The sequence below is a fragment of the Paenibacillus sp. FSL R10-2771 genome, from assembly GCF_038000205.1.
GTDB classification, from domain to species: Bacteria; Bacillota; Bacilli; order Paenibacillales; family Paenibacillaceae; genus Paenibacillus_AQ; species Paenibacillus_AQ phytohabitans.
Genome location: NZ_JBBOBM010000001.1, coordinates 7,209,189 through 7,232,516, shown reverse-complemented (window position 1 = coordinate 7,232,516; position 23,328 = coordinate 7,209,189). Strand labels below are relative to the sequence as shown.

General features: G+C 51.0%; 18 protein-coding genes and 1 tRNA gene. 11 read left to right on the top strand and 8 right to left on the bottom strand.

Annotation, left to right across the window (positions count from 1 at the left end):
- Positions 1-52: 52 nt before the first annotated feature.
- Complete coding sequence (locus NSU14_RS31240; protein WP_340781316.1) at positions 53-1,138, bottom strand: hypothetical protein; 1,086 nt, start codon at positions 1,136-1,138, stop codon at positions 53-55.
- A gap of 343 nt (positions 1,139-1,481) precedes the next feature.
- Between NSU14_RS31240 and NSU14_RS31235 the strand changes: the two genes are divergently transcribed.
- Both NSU14_RS31235 and NSU14_RS31230 read left to right on the top strand, forming a co-directional pair.
- The gene (locus NSU14_RS31235) at positions 1,482-3,866 is read left to right on the top strand and encodes a phosphoketolase family protein (protein ID WP_076243444.1); all 2,385 of its coding nucleotides are present in this window, start codon (positions 1,482-1,484) and stop codon (positions 3,864-3,866) included.
- 155 nt (positions 3,867-4,021) lie between these two features.
- The gene (locus tag NSU14_RS31230; RefSeq protein WP_340948417.1) at positions 4,022-4,330 is read left to right on the top strand and encodes a hypothetical protein; all 309 of its coding nucleotides are present in this window, start codon (positions 4,022-4,024) and stop codon (positions 4,328-4,330) included.
- Here the strand turns inward: NSU14_RS31230 and NSU14_RS31225 are convergent.
- Both NSU14_RS31225 and NSU14_RS31220 read right to left on the bottom strand, forming a co-directional pair.
- The gene (locus tag NSU14_RS31225; protein WP_340948415.1) at positions 4,305-5,201 is read right to left on the bottom strand and encodes a TIGR03915 family putative DNA repair protein; all 897 of its coding nucleotides are present in this window, start codon (positions 5,199-5,201) and stop codon (positions 4,305-4,307) included. The two genes, NSU14_RS31230 and NSU14_RS31225, sit on opposite strands and share 26 nt — an antisense overlap.
- Complete coding sequence (locus tag NSU14_RS31220) at positions 5,168-6,481, bottom strand: putative DNA modification/repair radical SAM protein (RefSeq protein WP_231575387.1); 1,314 nt, start codon at positions 6,479-6,481, stop codon at positions 5,168-5,170. The genes NSU14_RS31225 and NSU14_RS31220 overlap by 34 nt, the downstream gene beginning before the upstream one ends.
- Positions 6,482-6,675: 194 nt before the next feature.
- On the opposite strand from NSU14_RS31220, the gene NSU14_RS31215 reads away from it, so the two are divergent.
- The 3 genes from NSU14_RS31215 to NSU14_RS31205 all read left to right on the top strand — a co-directional run bounded on the left by NSU14_RS31215 (position 6,676) and on the right by NSU14_RS31205 (position 11,746).
- The gene (locus NSU14_RS31215) at positions 6,676-6,867 is read left to right on the top strand and encodes a hypothetical protein (RefSeq protein WP_039296893.1); all 192 of its coding nucleotides are present in this window, start codon (positions 6,676-6,678) and stop codon (positions 6,865-6,867) included.
- Between the two features lie 692 nt (positions 6,868-7,559).
- Entirely contained in the window at positions 7,560-10,346 is a 2,787-nt protein-coding gene (locus tag NSU14_RS31210; RefSeq protein ID WP_076243445.1) for a glycoside hydrolase family 3 C-terminal domain-containing protein, read from the top strand.
- Between the two features lie 113 nt (positions 10,347-10,459).
- A complete protein-coding gene (locus tag NSU14_RS31205) occupies positions 10,460-11,746 on the top strand; it encodes a glycoside hydrolase family 18 protein (protein ID WP_076243446.1) in 1,287 nt (428 codons plus the stop codon).
- Between the two features lie 113 nt (positions 11,747-11,859).
- Here NSU14_RS31205 and NSU14_RS31200 read toward each other — a convergent pair whose 3' ends face one another.
- A complete protein-coding gene (locus NSU14_RS31200) occupies positions 11,860-12,243 on the bottom strand; it encodes a hypothetical protein (protein ID WP_039296898.1) in 384 nt (127 codons plus the stop codon).
- A gap of 190 nt (positions 12,244-12,433) precedes the next feature.
- Between NSU14_RS31200 and NSU14_RS31195 the strand changes: the two genes are divergently transcribed.
- Together NSU14_RS31195 and NSU14_RS31190 are read left to right on the top strand one after the other, a co-directional pair.
- Positions 12,434-13,330: a GNAT family N-acetyltransferase gene (locus tag NSU14_RS31195; RefSeq protein WP_340948414.1), complete on the top strand. Its 897-nt coding sequence runs from the start codon at positions 12,434-12,436 to the stop codon at positions 13,328-13,330.
- A 73-nt stretch (positions 13,331-13,403) separates the two neighbouring features.
- A complete protein-coding gene (locus tag NSU14_RS31190) occupies positions 13,404-14,309 on the top strand; it encodes an AraC family transcriptional regulator (RefSeq protein WP_171716343.1) in 906 nt (301 codons plus the stop codon).
- A gap of 61 nt (positions 14,310-14,370) precedes the next feature.
- Here NSU14_RS31190 and NSU14_RS31185 read toward each other — a convergent pair whose 3' ends face one another.
- A complete protein-coding gene (locus NSU14_RS31185; protein ID WP_340948412.1) occupies positions 14,371-16,167 on the bottom strand; it encodes a helix-turn-helix domain-containing protein in 1,797 nt (598 codons plus the stop codon).
- Between the two features lie 296 nt (positions 16,168-16,463).
- On the opposite strand from NSU14_RS31185, the gene NSU14_RS31180 reads away from it, so the two are divergent.
- Together NSU14_RS31180 and NSU14_RS31175 are read left to right on the top strand one after the other, a co-directional pair.
- Positions 16,464-16,547 (top strand) — tRNA-Leu (locus NSU14_RS31180).
- A gap of 109 nt (positions 16,548-16,656) precedes the next feature.
- Positions 16,657-18,045 carry an MATE family efflux transporter gene (locus NSU14_RS31175; RefSeq protein ID WP_076243450.1) on the top strand — a complete coding sequence of 463 codons (1,389 nt, stop codon included), beginning with the start codon at positions 16,657-16,659 and terminating at the stop codon, positions 18,043-18,045.
- Positions 18,046-18,158: 113 nt separating this feature from the next.
- On the opposite strand, the gene NSU14_RS31170 is transcribed toward NSU14_RS31175, so the two are convergent.
- Positions 18,159-19,445 (bottom strand): Gfo/Idh/MocA family oxidoreductase, encoded by a 1,287-nt coding sequence (locus NSU14_RS31170; RefSeq protein ID WP_039296914.1) that lies wholly within the window; start codon positions 19,443-19,445, stop codon positions 18,159-18,161.
- 91 nt (positions 19,446-19,536) lie between these two features.
- On the opposite strand from NSU14_RS31170, the gene NSU14_RS31165 reads away from it, so the two are divergent.
- Together NSU14_RS31165 and NSU14_RS31160 are read left to right on the top strand one after the other, a co-directional pair.
- Entirely contained in the window at positions 19,537-20,388 is an 852-nt protein-coding gene (locus NSU14_RS31165) for a helix-turn-helix domain-containing protein (protein WP_042132816.1), read from the top strand.
- 122 nt (positions 20,389-20,510) lie between these two features.
- Positions 20,511-20,936, top strand: coding sequence for an HIT family protein (locus NSU14_RS31160; protein WP_042132817.1), 426 nt, complete (start codon positions 20,511-20,513; stop codon positions 20,934-20,936).
- A 117-nt stretch (positions 20,937-21,053) separates the two neighbouring features.
- Here NSU14_RS31160 and NSU14_RS31155 read toward each other — a convergent pair whose 3' ends face one another.
- Positions 21,054-21,869, bottom strand: a complete 816-nt coding sequence (locus tag NSU14_RS31155) for a DUF2935 domain-containing protein (protein ID WP_042132818.1) — start codon at positions 21,867-21,869, stop codon at positions 21,054-21,056.
- 103 nt (positions 21,870-21,972) lie between these two features.
- Positions 21,973-23,322, bottom strand: a complete 1,350-nt coding sequence (locus tag NSU14_RS31150; protein WP_042132819.1) for a 6-phospho-beta-glucosidase — start codon at positions 23,320-23,322, stop codon at positions 21,973-21,975.
- Between the last annotated feature and the right edge of the window lie 6 nt (positions 23,323-23,328).

Genomic DNA, 23,328 nt, shown 5'->3' with positions numbered 1-23,328 from the left:
AGGCCGGGAATTTCCCGGTCTTTTTGGGGTCTGCATATAATTTAGCCTCGGTTTAGCGAGGGTTTACGGTTTGTTGGGAATGCTTGAACAGCTCTTTCAGGGCAGCCAGGCTGCTGACTTTACTTATCTCTTCTTTCTTGAGGGTTACTGACTCTGTCTCTGTGTTGGTTTCGTACTTCAGGTGAAGAGCGGTCATGTTAAGAGGCAGCTTAGGGATAAAAATAATCACCCTGGTGTAGGCCTCATAAATTTCAGCAAGAGCATCTTCCCTTTTCTCTGCTGTTATTGTGTGGGCGGACACATAGGCTTCAAAGCTGTTCAGATCATTCCCTGTAAACTTTATTGCGAAATTCCCGCTGAAGTCCGGATATTCTGTATCAAAAGTATAGGCCACCCGATCGGCAATCCCCCGTCCAGCCTGACTTACGATTTTCTGTTTAAGCTCCTCTTCACTCAAAAGCCGGAATCCTTTTTTCCAGTGCTCTCCTACTTTAAAATCAAAGCCCGGCAATTCAAGCCGCTGAATAGCTATGCCTGCATCTTCGGAGGAAACGCCCAAGTCATCTTCAAAGCGGAGAAAAAGTTGTTTTAGACGGTGGCTTTCTGCTTCACTGAAGAATGCTTTGGCTTTGGAGGCGATCTCGTCCAGATTCGCCCGGTTCACCGCTACGTAATTTTCATCAGATATCTCCCGGGACGAACGGGTTCCCCGATAAATAGACATAGGAATATCCTGCAGCTCAATGCCAAAATATTTCTTAACCAGAAGAGGATAATACTTCTTTTGAGCGGTTTCCTCATAATTGTTGCTGAGCTGTCTCCTAAGCGGAAGACCGCCATCCACATGGCCGTTGGTGCGGCTTACCGTAAATACCAAGCTGCGGTCATTCGCCGGCGATGCCTTAAACACCTGATACCCGTCCTCATTTAATCCTTCTTTAGACACGATAACAAATTCAGATTGATAGGTTGCATTTAAGGCCCGGACGATTCCTTTTTGATAAAGGTACCCGCTTTTGGCTAAAAATAAACCGAACCCTGTCCAAAGGCACAGGCCGATTGCGGCAAGAAGGATAAGTCCTGTAAGGGTCACTTTTACCGTAATACGGGATCGGGAGGGGGTGGATGAAGTTCTCACGAATATCTGTTCTCCTTCCTGATAGCAGCTGGGTGATATGCTTATGATTTAAACTTGTAAGTAATTCCCACAAAATGATACCGTATTTGGAATGGTGATGTCCAGAAGGGAGATGCTTTAGAAGTTTTTTCATCGAAAATTTGATTAGAATTTATTTACATAAATCATAAAATAAAGGTTATATATAAATTTATTGCTCCCGATTTCATACTATGTTCAAAATTTCACAATATTGGACCGTATCAATTGCTAAAAAGATTGAATTTATTAAAGTCAGGAGTATGATGTAACTGTAGAAGTGATACATTCAAAATACAAAGATAAAAATTAGGGAGTGGAAGAAATGGGATTATCAATCGCACAGGTGGATTATTCTTCTAAAACTTATTTGGCAAAGCTTGACGCCTACTGGCGCGCAACGAACTACATCTCCGTGGGTCAGCTCTATTTGAAGGATAACCCGTTGTTAAGAGAACCTTTGAAGGACGCAGACGTAAAAGTGAAGCCGATCGGACACTGGGGCACAATCCCTGGGCAGAACTTTATCTATGCGCATCTGAACCGCGTAATTACTAAATATGATTTGGATATGTTCTATATTGAAGGTCCGGGCCATGGCGGCCAGGTTATGGTATCGAACTCCTATCTGGACGGAAGCTACACCGAAATCTACCCGCAGATCACTCAGGATATCCCTGGACTGAAGAAATTGTTCAAACAGTTCTCCTTCCCGGGCGGAGTGGCTTCCCATGCTGCCCCAGAAACACCAGGATCGATTCATGAAGGCGGCGAGCTGGGTTACTCCTTGTCTCACAGTGTGGGCGCAGTTCTGGATAATCCGAACCTGATCTCGGCAGTTGTTGTAGGTGACGGCGAAGCAGAGACCGGACCTCTGGCGGCTTCCTGGTTCTCCAACCGGTTTATTAACCCGATTACAGATGGTGCGGTGCTGCCGATTCTGCATTTGAACGGCTTCAAGATCAGCAACCCGACCATTCTGTCCCGGATGTCCAGAGAAGAGTTAACGGCTTATTTTGCAGGAAGCGGCTGGGAACCGTTCTTCGTGGAAGGCGAGAATCCTGATCTGATGCATCCGGAAATGGCTAAGGTTCTGGACACCATTATTGAGAAGATCGAAGCGATTCAGAAGAATGCCCGTGAAAATAACGATACCACACGCCCGGCTTGGCCGATGCTGGTCTTCCGTACGCCTAAAGGCTGGACCGGTCCGAAAGCGTGGGACGGTGTGCCGAATGAAGGCTCCTTCCGGGCCCATCAGGTGCCGATTCCGGTAGATCAGAAGAACATGAAGCATGCGCCTGCATTGCTCGAATGGCTGAACAGCTACAGACCTGAAGAATTATTTGATGAGAATGGCCGTTTGAACGCTGATCTGGCTGAGATTCTGCCTACTGGTAACAGACGTATGGGGATGAACCCTGTAACGAACGCCGGTAACCTGATTAAAGATCTGCACAAGCCGAATTTCCGCAACTATGCACTGGATAATTCCGTACCGGGTCAAGTGATCGCGCAGGATATGGCTGTACTGGGCAAATACCTGAAGGAGGTTGTAACGCTCAACGAAGAGAACCGCAACTTCAGAATTTTCGGACCGGATGAAACGATGTCGAACCGTCTGGGACCTGTGTTTGAGGTAACGAAACGCCAGTGGATGGATTCCATCCAGGAACCGCAGGATGAATTCCTGGCTCCTTACGGCCGTGTCATTGATTCCCAATTATCCGAGCATCAGGCGGAAGGCTTCCTCGAAGGTTATGTATTGACCGGACGTCACGGATTCTTCGCCAGCTATGAAGCGTTCCTGCGAGTTGTTGATTCGATGATTACCCAGCACTTCAAATGGCTGCGCAAGGCTACAGATCAAACTTGGCGCGCAGATATCCCGTCCTTGAACGTCATTGCCACATCAACTGTGTTCCAGCAGGATCATAACGGTTATACTCACCAGGATCCGGGTCTGCTGGGTCATCTGGCTGACAAGAAGCCGGAATTTATCCGTGAGTATCTGCCGGCGGATGCCAACTCCTTGCTGGCTGTCTTCGACACCATCCTGAATGACCGTCAGAAGATCAACCTGATTGTATCGTCCAAGCACCCGCGTCCGCAGTGGTTCTCGGCAGATGAAGCTCAGGAACTGGTGGACAAAGGCCTCAAAATCATTGACTGGGCAAGCACCGACAAGGGCGGAGAGCCGGATGTGGTTATTGCTTCGTCGGGTACAGAACCTACTATGGAGAGCTTGGCTGCAATCTCGATTCTACATGAGAAGCTGCCTGAGCTGAAAATCCGCTATATCAACGTGGTAGATCTGCTGAAGCTGAGAAGCCAAAAGCTCGATCCGCGCGGCTTATCTGACGAGGAGTTTGATCAATTTTTCACAAAGGATAAACCGGTCATCTTTGCCTTCCACGGCTATGAAGGCCTGATCAAAGACCTGTTCTTCGACCGCCACAACCATAACCTGCATGTACATGGCTACCGCGAGAATGGCGACATCACTACACCGTTCGATATGCGCGTACTCAACCAGATGGACCGCTTCGACCTCACGAAGGAAGCTGTGCTGAGTTTGCCGGATGCCGGCAAATATCAGGCGATTGCTGATGAAATGGATGCCATGGTGAAGAAACATAACCAATACATCCGTGAAGAAGGCATCGATCTTCCAGAGGTTGAGAACTGGGTATGGAAGGCTTTGAATTAATTAACGTTCACACGTGTAAATTGAATTAAATAGTAAGTTCTCAAGAAGGGAGTGCTCCGGGTGGTCATGATAATGACTGCGGGGCACTCTTTTTGTGCTGGATAATATTATAACCAATGCATTTTGAGAGAAAATGATAGTGTTGATTATCCGACTTGAACAATATCGCCTTTATTCACGGGAATTCAGGATATCAGCTTTGTCCCTATTTCGATCATGGATTAAGTCTATTATCAGACACGGCAGATTATCCTTTAAGTATGCCAATAGATGTTGCTTTGCGAAGCGTCAAAGCCAAACCGTTCAGCAAAGATTTCTCCAAACAGGCCCGTGCACTTGATACAACCCTCCGGTTTAATCGCTACTCTGTACTGCAATTCATAGAGCAAAATGATAAGGAACTGGGCAGAGTGTCCAAGGTGCTCAGGTCACAAATGCTTAAGTATGAGTATTTGTTTGTCTGAGTGAAGCCGGGAGCGGGCCGATTGTCTTCGGCGGCTCCGGCTGTAACGCCTTTTTCCGCTGCGCAGCAGCGAGTGCAGGGACGCCATTACTGCCGTTCATCTCAACCATATGCTTCCAGTACCGCTTGGGCATCAGCGAGGAGCGCAGGCGGTCGTTTCGGCGCTCCTTGATTCCGATCGCGTGATAGAACCCTGTCCACAGGCGGCGATAAGCCTCTTCAGCTTCATCCGGCTCAGGCGGGGTCCAGCCGCTTAACGGAATGATGGCCTCCCGTCCGGGTTCATGAATCAGCGCTACTTCATGAGTCTGGTCGTAGATCATGAAGCTCTCGCCCTGGAACCGGTCGCAGAAATGCTCCTGAATGACCGGAAGGATATATCCCTGCGGTTCAATAACCGCAGCCATGACCGGACCGTATACAGAGAAACGGACAAACCCCAGATACAGATGACCTTCCCGCCGAAGCTGCTGAACCGCCTTCTGTAAGGCGTGTACCGTATCATCGGCCAGCATATTCATCACCTTGCGGCCATGCTTGAAGCCGAGATACAGAAAATTCAGCAGCAGCAGTTCCTTCCCCGGTGTGTTTGACCAGAACCCCAGACGGACCAGTTCCTCCGCTTCCGGTGAGATGCGGAGCGGAATGGACTTAAGGACTCTCTCCGCCTTCGCCTTGTCGGTTTCGATCCACTTCGATTCCAGCAGCAGGCCTTGCTCCGCACCTTCTGAATGAACAGCAAGCGGAATTTCCTTCCAGGTATAGCTCTCAAATACACAGCACAGCAACCCTTCAAAGCTGCCATCATAGGTATAAGCCAGAGCGGACGGCTTGAACATCAGGCTTCCGCTCCTTTCTTGAATTCCGCCCATCCTCCTGCAGCCGGCAAGGCCGCTGCGTAGTGGTCGTCGAACAAGGTCAGCTGCTCAACTTGGTGCGGCTGATAGGGGGCCAGCTGTTGGCCGGACATTAGTGAACGAAGCAGGGTATGTTCACTGACTTTCAGCCCTTCCAGCGGTTTGCCCTTGCAGGTGATGAAGAATTGGGCCCGCTTGAGCACGACGCCAAGCTTCTTCAGCGCTTGGAAATCCAGCGTTCCCGCCCGTCTTGCCTTCACTATCCGCTGTGCGCTCCTTACGCCGATACCGGGTACACGCAGCAGCATTTCATACGGAGCGCGGTTGATCTCAACCGGGAACTGCTCCCGGTGGTTAACGGCCCAGCTGCATTTCGGATCAAGCAGCGGATTGAAGTTGGGTACGGCTTCGTCCAATAATTCGCTTGCCTGAAAGCCGTAGAAGCGCAGCAGCCAATCAGCCTGATAGAGCCGGTGCTCCCGCAGCAGCGGAGGTTCGGTGTCCAAAGAGGGCAGCAGCGAATCCTCGATCACCGGGGTATAGGCAGAGAAAAACACGCGCTTCAATGCGTACTTCTTGTACAGGCCCTCCGTTAGATTCAGAATTTGATAATCCGTATCGGGCGAGGCGCCCACAATCATCTGTGTGCTCTGGCCGGCGGGAGCGAAGCGGGGAGCGTGATTATATTTAACGATATCGGAGCTGTTCTCCGTAATCCGGTCTTTAATCAGCCCCATCGGCTTCAGAATGGATACTTTGCTCTTGTCGGGAGCGAGAACCCCGAGACTCTCCTGCGAGGGCAGCTCGATATTGACGCTCATGCGGTCAGCAAGCAGTCCGAGTCTGGACAGCAGGGCGTCGTCAGATCCGGGAATCGCTTTTACATGAATATAGCCGTTGAAATGGTACACATTCCGCAGCAGCTCCAGTGCTGCTATCAGTTGCTCGGTTGTATAATCCGGATTGCGCATAATCCCTGAGCTGAGGAACAGCCCTTCTATGTAATTGCGGCGGTAGAACTGCATGGTAAGATCCGCGATCTCTTCGGGGGTAAAAGCCGCCCGGCGGACGGGATTGGATTTGCGGTTAATGCAATAGGCACAATCATATACACAGGCGTTGGTCATAAGCACCTTCAGCAGCGAAATACAGCGGCCGTCCGCCGCAAAGCTGTGGCAGATGCCCATTGCAGCAGTACTGCCCAAGCTTCCGGCCTGGCCTTTGCGGTCTGAACCGCTTGAAGTGCAGGCTACATCATATTTGGCCGAAGCGGTCAGAATCTCAAGTTTCTCCATAACATCCACGATCACAAGCCCCCTCATAGAGGAAAGTATATAACGAACGTATGTTCTTGTCAAAGGCATCTCTATGTGCCGGTTACCCGTGCAGAATGTATGCGCATTCCTTATTATGCTATAATAGTTTCTAATGGTTCATAGCATTTAGAACTGTACTGTTTCTGAAAATTGGGTTAGGAGTGTTGCTGGGAATGAGAGGATACAACATTTGGCGGCCAATCATGCTGATTGCGGTTGCGTTGCTTACGAGAACCTTGGTTTCAAGTATTTGTCTGATGTTTGGGATGTCGCAGGAATCGGCAAGCAGCGTCGCCATGCTTGGTATGGTTGTTGCCGCTCTTGTAATGTATAACCGTATGATGAAGAGCCGCCGCCGCAAATAAATAGAAGTCCGTAAGTTCCCCGGGTGAAACGAATTGTATGCGAGAACATTTGAAGACACCCGCACAGGTGTCTTTTTTCATGGTTTGGGGAATTACACCATTCCCCAAACCTTAGATGGAAACAGCATTGGAGGGGAGGGCTGCGGCGGCGGCCAGAAATAGATGGATTTTGTCCACTTGCTAATGAACGTAAGAGCCTTTGCCAAGCAACAGTTGGAAAAACAGCACTTAATAGGCTACAAATAGATCAGAGTCGAGATAATGCAACAGAATAAATGACGTTTATCCATTTAATTACGTCTAACTCTCGAATAAACCTAAATTAGGATACGTTTTTCCAATTAATTATGCGGAATGCATGATACCCCTATGACCACCATTGTATGTCACTACTAATTTTAATGGGAATTTAGCCGGCAACGGTGATCAAGGAACTAATCTAATGTAGTAAGGTGCTGATTCGCCCTCCGGGCGATTTTGTTCTTAAGAGGGGTTCCGGGCGAAGAGAATGCGGTTGCCCGGTTTTGCTTTTTAAGCTGCAGAGCTTGTATATTAGGGCTGTAGCTTTTATTCTTAGAAGGATATGCTATATAAATAACAACAAAGGTTCAAGATATCGTGAATCCCGTAAGGGAGGGTGTTATCTATAGAATCAATACACGTTGGGAAACGAACAAACAGGAGGAAACCAATTGAGTACACAGAATATCGGAGTGCCGTTAGAGGGTTTTGCAGAATTTAGCCGGGTAGTAGCCGCAGAGGGCACGGTGTTGCTTAAGAATGAGGGGCAGGTGCTTCCGCTTGGAAACGGCGAGAGCGTTGCCATTTTTGGCAGAATACAAGTGAATTACTACCGCAGCGGTACAGGATCAGGCGGAAGTGTTCATGTTGCATATACGACTAACCTGCTCGACGGTCTGCGCAGCAAGAAGAACATCAGTGTTAATGAAGAACTGGCAGCAGCTTACGAGGATTGGATCGGACTTAACCCGTTTGACGACGGCGGAAAAGTATGGGCGGCTGAGCCGTGGAACCAGAAGGAAATGCCGCTTACGGATGAGCTGGTGAAGAAAGCAAGAAGCCAGTCGGCCAAGGCTGTCGTAGTGATTGGACGTACCGCCGGTGAGGATCAGGACAATGCCGATGCACCGGGAAGCTACCGGTTGACGGAAGATGAGAAGGCTATGCTTACGCAGGTTACGGCTCATTTTGAACAGATTGTTGTTGTGCTCAATGTCTCGAATATTATGGATATGAGCTGGGTTAACGATGCCGGATATGTACATCCCATCTCTGCTGTGATCTATTCCTGGCATGGCGGTATGGAAGGCGGCAATGCGATTGCCGATGTACTGGCCGGAGAGGTGACGCCAAGCGGCAAGCTGACGGATACGATCGCGTATTCCATTGAGGATTACCCGTCCACAAGCAACTACGGCAATGAGTTCAAGAACCTGTATGAGGAAGATATCTATGTAGGATACCGTTATTTCGAGACCTTCTGTCCGGATAAGGTTCAGTATGAATTCGGCTATGGCATCTCCTACACCGCCTTTGAGCTTGCGCCGGAGGAAGCGAAGCTGGTGGACCAGGCGGGTGAACCACAGATTCAGATCGGTGTAACTGTAACCAATACAGGAGATACCTACTCCGGTAAAGAAGTGGTGCAGGTATATTATGAAGCGCCGCAGGGACAACTGGGCAAACCAGCCAAAGCGCTGGCGGCATTCGGGAAGACCAAGCTGCTTGAGCCGGGAGAGTCCCAGCACCTTACGGTAAGCTTCCCGCTCCATTCTCTGGCTTCGTATGATGACGCCGGAGTGACAGGGCACCCTTCCGCTTATGTACTGGAAGCTGGAACCTACCGCTTCTACGTGGGAACCAGTGTTAAAGCCGTGACGGAAGTTAACGTAGATGGACAAGCAGGTTATGTTCTGGATGAGCTTAAGGTTGTAGAGCAGCTGCAAGAGGCGATGGCACCGACTGAGAGCTTCAAGAGAATGAAACCGGGGGCCCGGAAGGAAGACGGTTCTTATGAACTGATCTCTGCTGAGGTGCCGGTACGCAAGGTAGATATGGCAGCGCGGATTGAAAGCAATCTTCCGGAGACATTGGTACAGACCGGCAATCAGGGCCATACCTTGCGAGATGTTCATGAAGGCAAAGTCAGCATGAATACGTTCATTGCCCAGCTCAGCGACCATGATCTGGCGGCCATTGTCAGAGGCGAAGGAATGAGCAGTCCGCTGGTTACGCCGGGGACGGCTTCGGCTTTCGGCGGAGTCAGCGACAGCCTGTTCAGTTACGGTATTCCGGTTGCCGCTACAGCAGACGGCCCGTCCGGTATCCGGATGGACAGCGGACAGAAGGCAACCCAGGTATCGATTGGCACCCTGCTTGCTGCTACATGGAATGCAGAACTGGTTGAAGAGCTGTATGTTATGGAAGGCCAGGAATTGTTACGCAACCAGGTGGATGCTTTGCTGGGACCGGGTCTTAATATCCGCCGCAGTCCGCTGAACGGGCGTAACTTCGAATATTTCTCTGAAGACCCGCTGATCTCCGGGATCTTCGCTGCCGCGTGCACACGCGGTATTATGAAGGGCGGCTCCAATGCCACGCTGAAGCATTTCGCCTGCAACAATCAGGAGAAGCACCGCAGCAAAGTGGATGCTGTCGTATCCGAACGCGCGCTGCGCGAGATTTACCTGAAGGGCTTCGAAATCGCTGTGAAGCAGGGCGGTGCGAATTCAATCATGACCTCCTACAATCCGGTCAACGGACACTGGGCAGCTTCCAACTATGACCTGAATACCACGCTGCTGCGCGGTGAATGGGGCTTCCGGGGGATTGTAATGACCGACTGGTGGGCAATCATGAATGATGTCGTGAATGGAGGGACTGCGGACCGCAAGAACACGAACTGGATGGTCCGGGCACAGAACGATCTGTACATGGTAGTATCCAATTATGGTGCGGAAGTCAACGCCTATGATGACAATACGCTCGAATCATTGGAGAATGGAACGCTTACCCGCGGCGAGCTTCAGCGCTCGGCCATCAACATTTGCGAATTCATCATGCAGGCACCGGTCTTCTCCAGAAAGCATGAGATTGTAGAAGCTGTCGAGACCTTTAAGGCAGACTCTTCCCTGGCGGTTGAGCAGGTTCAGGTGTTGAGCCAGAACGCACAGGTTGCACCTAGTGTGTCTGGACCAACCTATATCCAGGCGGATGAAGCCGGTGAGTACCGGATCTTCGTCAGCATCATGTCCCCGGAACCTGAGCTTGCCCAAAGCGCCTGCAACGTGACCCTGAACGGACAGCCAGTGACCACCATTCAGACGAACGGGACAGAAGGCAAATGGATCAGACAGAAGCTGGTCAAGATCGGACTTGAGGCCGGTCTGTATGAAATGAAGCTGGACTTCGTCAAACCGGGTCTAGAAATTGAGTGGATTGAATTCAAGCAGGTGTAACAGCTTTTAATTTCAGGACACCCTCCGGGGTGTCTTTTTGCGTCCGCATACCTGCAGCACTGCCGAATAAAATAGGGGTATAACTGCTACTATGAAGGGGTGAGCATGGAAAGATGCAAATACATGTTGTGCAGCCGGGACAGACGCTGTATGGGATCGCTGATGCTTATGGCGTGAACATGGATACGATAACTGAGGCGAATCAGTTGTCTGCGCCAGAGAGACTGGTCATTGGACAAACGCTGGTGATTCCTATCGTAGGCCAGTATTATTGGGTTCAACAGGGGGATAGCTTCTATAGTATCGCGAAGAGATTCGGCCTGAAGGCCAGCGATCTGGCAGAAGTGAACGGGCTGACGCTGAACCTGCCGCTGCAGGCCGGGTTCCGCCTGTACATACCTCCTGTGCCAAGGCGGCAGGCAGAAGTGAATGCCTATATTGAGCCGAGAGGGGAAGCGGTCTCCCAGGCGCTGCAGAATGCTGCCGCAGAAGCTGCCCCTGAGCTTACGTATCTGGCTCCGTTTAGTTTCCGGATTAAGCGGGACGGCTCGCTGCAGGCGCCGCCGCTGGATAATCTGGCTTCAATCGCGGCGCAGAACCGGGTCACGCTGATGCTGGTCGTCACGAATCTGGAGGATGCCCAGTTCAGCTCGGAGCTGGGACGGATTATACTGAATGATGTAGCGGTGCAGGACCGGCTGCTGGAGAACATTGTGACAGAGGCGAAGCGGCTGAATTTCAGAGATATCCACTTTGACCTGGAATTCCTCCGGCCGGAGGACCGCGAAGCGTATAATGCCTTTTTGCGCAAGGCAGCGGACATCATTCACAAGGAGGGCTTCCTGCTGTCGACTGCACTTGCTCCCAAAACCAGTGCCTCCCAAACCGGGGCCTGGTATACGGCGCATGACTATAAAGTGCATGGCCAGGTTGCTGATTTTGTCATTATTATGACCTACGAATGGGGATACAGCGGAGGCCCGCCGATGGCCGTTTCGCCTATAGGACCGGTGCGTCAGGTGCTGACGTATGCGGCCAGTGAAATTCCCCCCGGCAAAATTATGATGGGCCAGAATCTGTACGGCTACGATTGGACTTTGCCTTATGTGGCTGGCGGAGAGTATGCCAAAGCACTTAGCCCGCAGGCGGCAATTGATCTGGCGAGGAACAGGAATGCCGCCATTCAGTACGACTATAAAGCCCAGGCTCCGCATTTCGATTACACCGATGACGCAGGCCGGCAGCATAAGGTATGGTTCGAAGATGCCCGCTCGATTCAGGCCAAGTTCGATTTGATCAAGGAGCTGGGTCTCCGGGGCATCAGCTATTGGAAGCTTGGTCTGCCTTTTCCGCAGAATTGGCTGTTAATAGAAGATAACTTCATTGTGGTCAAAAAATAAACCGGCAACGTCCCCCTTTTTGGCAGAAAAGCAGCTGAAAAAGAAACGGCTGGCGCCCTCAATAGGAGTGCACAGCCGTTTCTGCTTATGCCGCTGCTTATACCGTTACAGCGTTAGCCCATTAAGCCCTTGAGACCGCCCAAAAAGGGCCGGATCGACTTAATCATATTGTAGCCCATCTTCATGACAGGCATCGCCTTCTGCACCATTCCGAACATTCCCATGAATTTCCCCAGACCTCCGATACCGGCAGCTCCGCCTGCCCCGCCCATGAACGATCCGAGTAAAGGCATGAAGCCGGAGACATCTGCTTTCCGGGCACCTGAAGACGATTTCCGTTTAGGTTTATGATGCGTGCTCGTTCTGGAGAGGATAACTGCTTCTTTATTAAGGTCTGTTATCCAACCTACATATGAACGTCCATCGTGTAAAGTAATGCAGACCGGCCGGCCTTTCAACTGCTGTGCCCGCTTGCGGATTTTTGTTGAATTTGCCATTCGTCACTCACCTCATTGTTCTATTTACTATATTTTACTCAGAACCTGGAAGGCGGCTTGTGCGGGTATGGAGTTTTCCCGGAAATAAATTGAACAACCATGTGCTGTATTTTCCATGAAAATATCGTAGCATCAATATATAGTGGTATAATCTGCTATTTTCATATTCTAATCCAAGGGGGAGAGCCGTTTGACAAACATCCGGAATCTGGCGGCATTTATCTGTGCCCGTAATTCGGAAAGCCAGCAATGCGGGTACGTGGGCAGCACACTTGATGATATTATTCATGACCTGAGTGACGGTATGGCAGAATCAAGCCTCGTGTTGTATGAGGGAGAGGAAATCACAGGCGCAATTATATTGGACACCTATGACGTAGGCGGTGGACAAGAGGATATAGAAGTGTGGGGACCCTATTATTCCGCCCGCCCTGAGGATGAACTCCAGCTGTTATTCAGGTATCTGAGCGAAGCCGCGGACTCAGCGGCAATCCGGTATATCCACTTGTTCACCCGTGCGGATAATGTTCCGCTGATTAACTATGCCGCCCGCTATCGTACCCAGAAGGTGAGAACCCACTATCATTATTCGATGGATACTGCATCACCGCCTAGTAGCAGCAGTTATGCGGACCTGTCCATTGTGCCCGTCACAGAGCCTGAGTCGGAGTGGCTGGATCAGATTATTGAACTGCATAATCAAGGCTTCCAGGGAGCTACTTTGACACAAGAGGATATCACAGCGGAAATAGAGGATAGCGGCAACAGTGATTATGATATCTACGCCGTTCTTAACGAGGGTTCTTTCATAGGATACATAATTGTTAGAAGAAATGCTCTGACCGGTATCCTCCATCTGGAGTACATCTGTATCCGCCCTGATGAGAGAAGCCGGGGAACGGGCAGGAAGTTGATTGCCTATCTGGCGGAGACCTATAGAGGTCTGGGTTATACGCGCATCGGGCTGGATGTCAACGAGGAGAATGAAGCAGCGGTCCGCTTCTATGACAAGAACGGGTTCAGCAGGGATAGTGTAATGAAGCATATCATTATCGGCGGGAGGATGGAGCCGGCGGTGCTGGCGTAAGGACAGTGCAATTCAGATCAAATATGGAGAAATGCTCTTTGTTATGATTCTTGATGAAAGGAGGGGAACATCATTGTACGAATGGAACGAGATGGTTCAGCTCATGATTGACTGGATCGAAGAAGACCTTGCGGCTTCGCCCACGCTGCTGAAGATGTCTGAACAGCTGGGATATTCGCCGTATTATTGCACCAAGCAGTTTCATGCTCTGACCGGGATGACGCTGCGGGATTACATCTGGCAGCGCAGAATCGGCCGGGCGGCCCTGGAGCTGAGGGATACGGATACGCGGATACTCGATATTGCCGTGAAGTTCGGCTTTTCTTCACAGGAGGCATTCTCGCGGGCGTTTCTTAGAGCCTTCAAGATTACTCCCCATGCCTACCGCAAAGCCCCGCGGCCGATTCCGCTCGCCATTCGGGCCGAGGTGTTCTCCCCTTATCATTATCTGATCAGGGAGCGGGATAGAATGAGACAAGTGCATTTGCAGGAAGCAGAGATCAAGCTTGAGTTCATACCGGCGCATAAATTCATCGGCATCCGGGATATCGACTCGAAGAATTACGGAGGGTTCTGGGAGAACGGGCATGACTGCGATGAGGTCTCCGGAACGCTGGAGAGCATGTCTCATCATACGCTTCCAGGGCAGCTGGGCCAGACGGCAGGCTGGTTCTATCAGGATGGGCGCAAGGGTTACCTGTACGGCATTCCTGTTGCAGCAGACTATGATGGTGAAATACCGGAGGGCATGGAGTGCCGTGATGTGCCGGAATCGGAGTATCTGGTCTTTTTTCACCCGCCGTTTGATTATTTGCAGGACAATGGGCAGGTGATGCGCATCGTAGAGGAAGTGGCCTGGAATTATGATCCGGCGGCCATGGGCTATGCATGGGACGAAGAGGTCAAGCAGGACTATCAGCGCCATTTCCCCGAAGGGTACGGGTATGCGGTGCTGCGGCCGGTCCGTAAATTGGCTTAATCCGCGGGCTACCGCCCAAACAAGGAGAAGCGCTAAGCGCTTCTCCTTGAGCCATTTCAGGTCAATCCTCTGTTATGCCAAGCACTGTCTCTGCAAGTGTATCTCCCCGGCGCTCCAATGACGCTACCAGCGTCAGTAGCTCTGCCTGCTTTTCCCGTTGCCGGGCCGTCCAGCTAAGCCGGGGTGAGGCTCCTGTCTTCCGGACTACAGCAGGATCGGCAAGATTCTTATAAAAGTCTTCGAGCAGAGCAGCCATTTCAGCATATACCCCGGCCATTTCCGACAAGGCTGTCAGCTCACGCGGATCCTGCACCAGAGGCAGAGATTCCTGCAAATAGGCGGCGGCACTTCTTCTGGCATCGGCCAGCGCCATCATGCAGAAGTGGTTGACTGAGAGCCTGCGGCTGTACGCTTCATCCTCCGCTGCAGCATACCACTGATGGTCCAGCAGTCCCTCGCTCCATACTTCCAGAGCCTTGTAGCCGGCTGTATAACAGCTATTGCCTTCGGACTCCATATGCATAGAATCGAGCTTAATCCGAAGGGAAGCATACAGATTATCCAATGCAGAAGGGAGCATGGTCTGTTCGCCAAGACGGATAATCTTATAGGGCCAATGATCGACATGAAGGTAACCCTTGCTTACCTCCATATACATCTGGAATTCGGAGTCTGCTTCAAGCGCTTCAAAGGTCTCATCGTCAAAATAACTCCGGCACAGCAGGGTTAGGCCATCCTCCAAATATCCGGTAATCACTCCCCATTCAGGTGCCACCCTGAGATTAATGGCTATAGGCAGCCTGCCTGCACGAATATCCTCGAGAATTGCCAGCTTCTCGGCTGCGCGCTGCTGCGGTTCCAGCCGGTTGGCCTGGATGGCGTGTATTCCATAAGCTGTGCAGGCTGGCACGGAGTAGTCATAGACGACTAGCGCATCCGCAGAGCTGTAATCCCACACTGGTTCAAAGGCGACCCTCCAGCATGCTCCTGAATAGCCCATAACCCGCTCATAGGTTGTCTCTATCCCTCTGGCGGCAAGTGAGAGCGTCATTGCTCCTGCCCAGGAGCAGTCCATCCCCCGGCCGAATCCCAGCCGGCTGACTCCCTCTACAATGCACTGCCGATCGGCAGGATCACTTTGGCAGAGAGAGGCCCGGTCCGGACTGTAATGAATCTGTTCGCCTTCTGCACAGCTAATAGCATGAATGCCATGACCATTCAGGTACACCAGCAGCAGGTAGTCATTGCCTTCATTGTCAATCAGACTCGGAAACAGCTCATGTGAGGCGGTGAATGAATTCCACCGGAAATGCTCATAATGCTTCATTTTCTGTAAGACGCTGCGGTTCGCCTGTTCATTACCGTATTTGGCTTCAAGAATCTGCAGCTCATTGCCGCCGGAGACATAGCCGGTAGAATGAACATCTATCACCAAAAGCTGGTCCTTCAGCACATAAGTTGAATAGATTCCCGCTGGGGTCTCATAGGTAACGAGCAGCAGCTTTAGACGGTCACCCTCTAAAGATTGGGGAAAAATCTGATCCCCGGCAATTAAGCTTAGGCGGTTCGAGGTAACAAATTGATTCACGAAATGAGTAACATCCAGCTCCTGCCGGCCATCCGTGTAGATAGCTGAGAGCACTACAAGCTCTTGAGGCAGCAGAATGCTGTCGATCGAGTGGCTTAATGCAGCGGATAGCAGGGGGAGGGTCGCCGTCTCCGGCAGGGATTTGCCGGTTTCCCATTTGGACACCGCCTGGGCGCTGACATGCAGCAGTTCCGCTAATTGTTCCTGTGACAAGCCTTTTGTTCTCCGGAGCGTGGCAATCCTTTGTCCAACCTTTTCGCTACTAACCATACAAAGTACAACTCCTATAATGGATTTCGACGTCGTAACTCTATTATAATCTGAACTCCTGATATGACCATTTATTGGAGTATAGGCCCGGAGATGAAAAAATCAACTGCAGGTTGATGCACAGGATTTTTCCGGACGCCTGCCGGATGCTGCTGTTAAAGTACTCTGTCCTGATTTCCGCTTTATTCAGCGAATCTTCCTATGATAATTATCTTGAACAAAAAAATAAAAAAACTCTTGTTCTTCCGGCAAAATCATGATATATTAATTCTTGCATTGCATTGAATCTTTTCTTTGCGGTCATGGCGGAATTGGCAGACGCGCTGGCTTCAGGTGCCAGTGATAGCAATATCGTGGAGGTTCGAGTCCTCTTGACCGCATACAGCTTTATACGTAGTGCAAGCGAAAGCTCTTCTTCCTGAAGAGCCTTTTTTTATTTTTGCGGAAGTTTGCCGCAACAAGTCTAAACATAAGAGAAGTGAATTTGTAATGGAGCCCAGCAGCAATATGAAGCCCAGCCAGCGATTCCTTGAGAAGCATTTCTCCGGAGAATCCATTGACTATCGCCAGATCATAGCATTATTCCTCCCTGTACTGGTGGACCAGGCCTTCGTGGTCGGGCTGAATCTCGTCAATACAGCGATGATCAGTTCCTCCGGGGTAGCAGCAATCAGTGCGGTGAATATGATAGATTCGCTGAATATTTTTCTGATCAGTGTGTTCATCGCCGTATCTACAGGGGGTACTGTCGTTGTAGCCCAGTACAAAGGGAGCGGCAACGAGCTTATGGTCTCCAAGGCGACCGCCGGAGCGGTGTCTTCCGTTTCTTTGATGGCTTTTTGCATCGGCTTATTCGGAATTGTGTTCCATGGTCCGTTGCTGCATTTATTGTTCGGTGCGGCTTCGCCTGAGGTGATGGCCAATGCCCGGACGTATCTGATCGGCAGCAGCTTATCCTATCTGGGGATTGCTGTGATGGAGGCGGTATGCGGCGCGCTGCGCGGCATCGGGCGGACGAGGGCATCGCTCGTACTGTCACTGATCATGAATTTCTCCTATGTGCTGCTGAACTTTGTCTTCATTAACGGGCTGCATATGGGTGTGTTCGGAATGACCATTGCCATTAATATATCGCGGTATCTTGCGGCCGCCTGCTCGCTGATCTATCTCTTCCGGCTGGACAGCAGTCTGCATGTAAAGATCCGTGACCTGCTGGTGCTGAACTGGACGATGCTCCGGAGAATCATGTCGATCGGCCTGCCGTTTGCGGCGGAGCAGATGTTCTTCAACGGCGGGAAAATTCTCACGCAGATCTTCATCGTCAGCCTGGGTACCTATGCGATTGCTACCAATGCGATCAGTTCTACGCTGGCGGGAGTAATGCAGATTCCGGCGAATGCACTGTCCCTGACGCTGATTACGGTGGTCGGTCAATGCATAGGAAGCCGCAATGTCAAAGATGCACGCAAATTTGTGAAGTCCTTCCTGTGGCTGTCTTCGGCCTCTTTTATACTGATGGGACTGCTGATCTTCCCGTTATTTAATCCGCTGGTATCGATGTTCCATCCGCCGCAGGAGATTGTCCGGGATATCTTCATCGTCTTCCTGATCAACTCGCTGGCCCAGATTCCGTTATGGTCGATCAGCTTCATTACCCCTTCGGCGCTCAGAGCAGCGGGTGATTCCAAGTTCACCTCGATTGTTTCCATGCTCTCAATGTGGCTGTTCCGTGTAGTACTCGGATATATTCTGGGGATTGTGCTGAACATGGGCATTATCGGGGTATGGCTGGCAATGAACTGTGAATGGGGGATACGCGGCTTCATCTTCATACGGCGTTTCCTCGGCGAGAAGTGGCTGCAGCACAAGGTCATTTAAGCCAAACCTGTCCCGAGCATCCGCTGAAAATAAACAAGAACCCATTCTCCGCGTTCAGGCGGAGGATGGGTTCTTTGGTCTGCTGCATAATTTAACGGATGCCGGCCGGTGAACTAAGCCTTCCAGATATCGTCAACCTTCACCGGCTGGCCGGTCTTGATAGAGCGGTTGGCGGCAATGCCGGTCATGATCGACATTGCGCCGTCCTTGTGCGAGGCTGCACGGTTGAAGCGGTCTTCCTGCTTCTTGTCAAAAATATCGCGCAACAGCACCGGATCGCCGCCGCCGTGTCCGCCTGCGCTGCTCTCGAACTCCACGCGGTAAGGCTCTTTGAAGTGCGGATAGATCATGATATTCACGCCTTCCAGGGCGCCTTCGTTCTCTTTTTTGCCGCCAGAATTGACGTAGGACTGCTCGGTAATGCGGACCTCCATCCGTCCCTGCGTGCCGTTGAAGACGATGATGAAGCCTTCCCACGGCATATACGCGTTAAGCGAATAGTTCATGACTGTCTTGTTCTTGTATTTGACCATAACATTCATTGTATCCTCGATGCTGATATTGTCTCCGAAGACGCTCTGGTCGCGCTGGTAGCCGTCTTCATGCTCGGCATCCAGATACATGCTCTTCAGGTGCTCGTTGCGGTCCAGATGAAGCGCGAACGGGTCGTTCTCGGCAGCTTTGCTGCCGTAGGCGCGCTGGTAGAACTCGGTGATGCCGCGTTTCTCGGCATTCTCCTTGCCGTAGAAGCGCAGATCGCCCATGGCGAACACTGTATCCGGCTGTGAAGCGAGCCAGAAGTTCATCAGGTCGAAGTGATGCGTCGATTTGTGCACCAAGAGGCCGCCGCTGTTCCGCTTATCGCGGTGCCATCTGCGGAAATAGTCCGCTCCATGCTGGGTGTTCAGCAGCCATTCGAAATTGACGGACAGAATCTCGCCCAGCACGCCGTCCATAATGACCTCGCGGATCTTCGTGTTATGCGGCGCATAGCGGTAGTTGAAGGTGACACGCAGATTCTTGCCGGTGCGCCGGATGGCATCGAAGATCTCCTGGCATTTCTCTTCGTCAATCGTCATCGGCTTCTCGGAAATGACGTCACAGCCAAGCTCCATTGCGCGGATAATATACTTGTGATGCGTGCGGTCAATGGTGGTTACCAGTACATAGTCAGGCTTGGTTTCGGCAATCATCCGGTCGAAATCTTCGGCTTTGTAGGTAGGCACCTCATGGTAGCCGTATTTATCAGTCAGCATATGGTTAGCGAAATTCATCCGCGTCTGATTGACATCACAGATGGCGACCAGCTCGGACGTCTCGTTGTAAACGGTAACAAGAGCGCCGTAGAAAAATTCGGCCCGGCCACCGGTACCGACGATTACATATTTCTTTTTGGACAAGGGGATCACTCCATTTACTTGGATTTGATTCTATTTTATAGTATAGGAAATGCAGAAAGTGAACGGTATTTAGTCTATTTAACCGGAAAGTATGCATATCTTATCCTCACAGGAGGCCTGGTGCAGAGTGGAGCCCATCTTTCAGATCGAGCAGCTCAAGCGGAGCGGATACTTCAATATGGACATTGACCATTTCCATGATTTCTATGAGATTTACTATCTGCTGTCCGGGGAACGGCATTACTATATCCGCAACCGTATTTACGCGCTGGAGGCCGGAGACCTGGTGTTTATTAACAAAAATCATCTGCACCGCACAACGGGCGGAAACCACCAGCCGCATGAACGGGTCCTGGTCAGCTTCGATGATTCGTATCTGGAACCGGCCGCTCCCGGGCCGAACTGGATGAGTATTTTTGAGGGGGAGAGCTTCCTGCTGCGGCCTACTGCGCATGAACAGGGAGTGATTGCTGATTTGCTCTACGCCATGCTGGGTGAACAGAAGGAGGCTAAGCTGTGGGGCAGTGAATATACCAGGACGCTGCTGCTGCAGCTGCTGATCCAGCTGGAGCGGATACGCAAGGCGAAGCCCGCCCTGGTCTCTCCCGAACAAAGCGAGGGGCAGCGCCGGGTGTACGGTATTATTGAATATCTGGATGCCCACTACGGCGAGAAGCTTACCCTTGGCGGGATTGCCGAGCAGTTCTTCGTTAGCTCCACGTATTTGTGCCGGACGTTCAAGCGGACGACAGGGTTCACGGTTATCGAGTACCTGAATTATGTCCGCATCCGCGAGACGAAGGCGCTGCTGACGGATACAGATTGGCCGATCACCCGGGTCGCAGAAGCGACGGGCTTCGACAGCATCGCTCATTTCGGGCGGGTGTTCAAGGGAATTACGGGGCGCTCTCCGCTGCAGTACCGCAAGCAGCACCGGGCGTAACCAGGAGCATCGGAATTTGATAGAGTGTAACCGTTTTAATAGTCGGCAGCAGATTTGTGGAGCAGTATAGAGCGTGTACTAAGATATCGCAGTGTAATCCAGAGGGGAAAGGATCTGAAGATATGGAAAAGAATCAGGAGTGTATGTATTGTATGGAGGATGAACGGCGGGACAACCTGATGATTGAAATCTGCGAGCTGGGGGTTTCGACAGTCTTTCTGTTCAAAGAGCAGACGTATAAGGGCAGATGCAATGTGGTCTACCGCGATCATGTAAAAGAGCTGTTCCAGCTTACCGCAGGCGAGTTGTCCGCGTTCATGAATGATGTTGCGCAGGTAGCCGCAGCGGTGGACCAGGCCTTCGGGCCGGATAAAATAAACTATGGCGCTTACGGCGACAAGCTGCATCATCTACATATGCACATCGTTCCGAAGTACGACGGGCAGGCGGATTATGGTTCCACCTTCCAGATGAATCCGGGCCAAACCTATTTGACGGATGAAGAGGTTCAGGAGATGATCGGGAAGATTAGAGCTTATTTGCAATGATAATAACCCTGGGCCTATAACTGTGGCCATCGAATAAGAAATACATGAACCAAAGGCGAATTCTTACCCGGGAGGGAGTGGGAATTCGCCTTTATCCATTTAGGTGCGATTCTTCGTTTAAAACAGGATTTCCCGCTTGTTCACCTTAACACCCGACAAGGATTTATCAAACATATCGAGTATAAAAAGGAAACGTTCAGCTTCACGAAATACATGGTCTGCCAGTAACGGATGAATGATGCTTTTAATTCGGCATTCCTCAATTAAATCACGTGCAGTTTTTTTGAAATCACGGAGTGATTTCACAGATACCCTGTTTTCATCAACAAATTGGCTTAATAAAGGGACGGTTTGAGATTGTGGCCGCATATGACTTAAATCCATGGCTTGAAACAAAAGCGTATCAAATTCATTACTGAATTCTCGTGCCTGGTCAACCAATTTTCTTTCAGAGGGGTCCAGCAAATGGCCGATAAATTTCGCGTGGTCAGCCATAATCTTAAGAAAGAAGACATTCTCGTCAATAATCGCATCAGGCAAGGGCTCTAGTTGCCCTGAATTGAGTTCATTCAAGCGGTTTCGGAAATAATTAGCTTCTCTGCTTACATGATCAACCAATAAGGGGAAGTTATTTCCGCCCGGCAGCTTGCATTGCAGTATTAATCCAAGCACCTTTCTTTTAAATGCCCAGATATGGGACACAGCAGTATGAACCTCAGAATTAAACCGCTGAATGTTCTGGGGATCTGTCCCAACGTCAAAAGTATTCGCTTTGTTTTCTATGGCTTCAAATGTGGCATAAAATTGCTCTGCTTCCCTAATTAACTGAGTATCTTCACATCTGAAACCAAGTTTTAAAAACAACGAATGCTCCTTCATGATTCTGGACCAGAAACGTATTTCATCTAAAGAGCGGGCAACGAATGCATTCAAACCTATTCCCCCCTTTTATCAAACTCATGCTTTAGATATATGAAATCGTCCGGTCCCGTATAACAACTTTTTCCAATTTGTACACCTGATGATTTGACGTCACCTAAGACCGGGGGAAGTACAAGGCAGGTACAGACGCGGGCTCTTGCCCGAAGAATGCCGGCAGATACTCCTTATTCGCTTCCAGCATCTCATCCAGCATAGCGATAGCCACTTCGACAGAAGGGACAAGCGGATGGTGTGCCAAAGCTTGAATAGCCAGGCTCCGGTCTCCGGTAACGGCAGCGTCGATGGCGAGCTGCTCGTAGGTCTTGACCGCATGGATCAGCCCTTTGGCCATCGGCGGAATCTTGGTCAGCGGCAGCGGCAGTGGGCCAGTCTTGGTGACAACGCAGTTGACCTCGATGCTGGCATCATCCGGCAGGAAGTCCAGGATGCCGCGGTTCGCAACATTCAGCGTCTGAATGTCATTGGTGCCGTTATACAGCGAGCGCATCAGGTTGACGGCAGCCTCCGAATAGAAAGCCCCGCCGCGCTGCTCCAGCTGCTTCGGCTTCTCGCTAAGCTCCAGGTTTCCGTAGATTTCAAACAGCTCTTCCTCCACGCGCTTGACGACTTCTGCACGGTTCTCGCCTTTTGAGGCCGAGGCCTGCTGTTCTTCAAGCATCGCATCCGTCATATAGAAATATTTCAAATAATAAGAGGGGAGGGCATGCAGCGATTGCAGGAACTCGGGATTCCACTCGCGCGCCGGAACATTCTTCGCGCTGTAGCCGGCGGTATCGGCCAGCATGTCATCCAGCTTGTCTTCACCTTCGACATCAATGCGGGTGATCCAGTGCAGGTGATTGAGACCGACGAACTCGGCATAGATCCGGTCTGGGGCCGCATTATATTTGGCGGATACCTGCTTAATCAGACCAATCGGGGCATTGCAGAGGCCGATGCTCTTTACCTTCGAATACCTCAGTACCGCTTCGGTCACCATACCTGCCGGATTGGTGAAGTTGAGCAGCCAGGCGTCCGGAGCCAGCTCCTCGATATCACGGCAGATGCCGAGGATGACGGGGATCGTGCGCAGCGCTTTCAACATTCCGCCGGGGCCGGTCGTTTCCTGGCCGATCACGCCGTATTTCAGCGGAATGGACTCATCGCGGGCGCGGGCATCCAGCATCCCGACGCGGATCTGGGTGCTGACGAAGTCGGCACCTGCAATGGCTTCGCGGCGGTCGGTGGTGAGGTAGACCTCTATAGGAAGGCCGGATTTCTCGACCATCCGCTTGGCCAGAGCGCCTACGATGTTCAGTTTATGCAAGCCGGCTTCAATATCCACAAGCCATAGCTCCCGCACCGGAAGCTCCTTGTAATGCAGAATGAAGCCTTCTACCAGTTCCGGGGTATAGGAAGAACCCCCGCCGATAACGGCGATCTTAAGACCTTGGTTAACTGCCAAGATGAA

Coding starts and splice junctions, on each gene's coding strand:
- NSU14_RS31235 (WP_076243444.1), top strand. CDS start 1,482: ATGGGATTATCAATCGCACAGGTGGATTATTCTTCTAAAACTTATTTG.
- NSU14_RS31225 (WP_340948415.1), bottom strand. CDS start 5,201: ATGGGCGGAATTCAAGAAAGGAGCGGAAGCCTGATGTTCAAGCCGTCC.
- NSU14_RS31220 (WP_231575387.1), bottom strand. CDS start 6,481: ATGGAGAAACTTGAGATTCTGACCGCTTCGGCCAAATATGATGTAGCC.
- NSU14_RS31215 (WP_039296893.1), top strand. CDS start 6,676: ATGAGAGGATACAACATTTGGCGGCCAATCATGCTGATTGCGGTTGCG.
- NSU14_RS31205 (WP_076243446.1), top strand. CDS start 10,460: ATGCAAATACATGTTGTGCAGCCGGGACAGACGCTGTATGGGATCGCT.
- NSU14_RS31200 (WP_039296898.1), bottom strand. CDS start 12,243: ATGGCAAATTCAACAAAAATCCGCAAGCGGGCACAGCAGTTGAAAGGC.
- NSU14_RS31185 (WP_340948412.1), bottom strand. CDS start 16,167: ATGGTTAGTAGCGAAAAGGTTGGACAAAGGATTGCCACGCTCCGGAGA.
- NSU14_RS31175 (WP_076243450.1), top strand. CDS start 16,657: ATGGAGCCCAGCAGCAATATGAAGCCCAGCCAGCGATTCCTTGAGAAG.
- NSU14_RS31165 (WP_042132816.1), top strand. CDS start 19,537: ATGCATATCTTATCCTCACAGGAGGCCTGGTGCAGAGTGGAGCCCATC.
- NSU14_RS31160 (WP_042132817.1), top strand. CDS start 20,511: ATGGAAAAGAATCAGGAGTGTATGTATTGTATGGAGGATGAACGGCGG.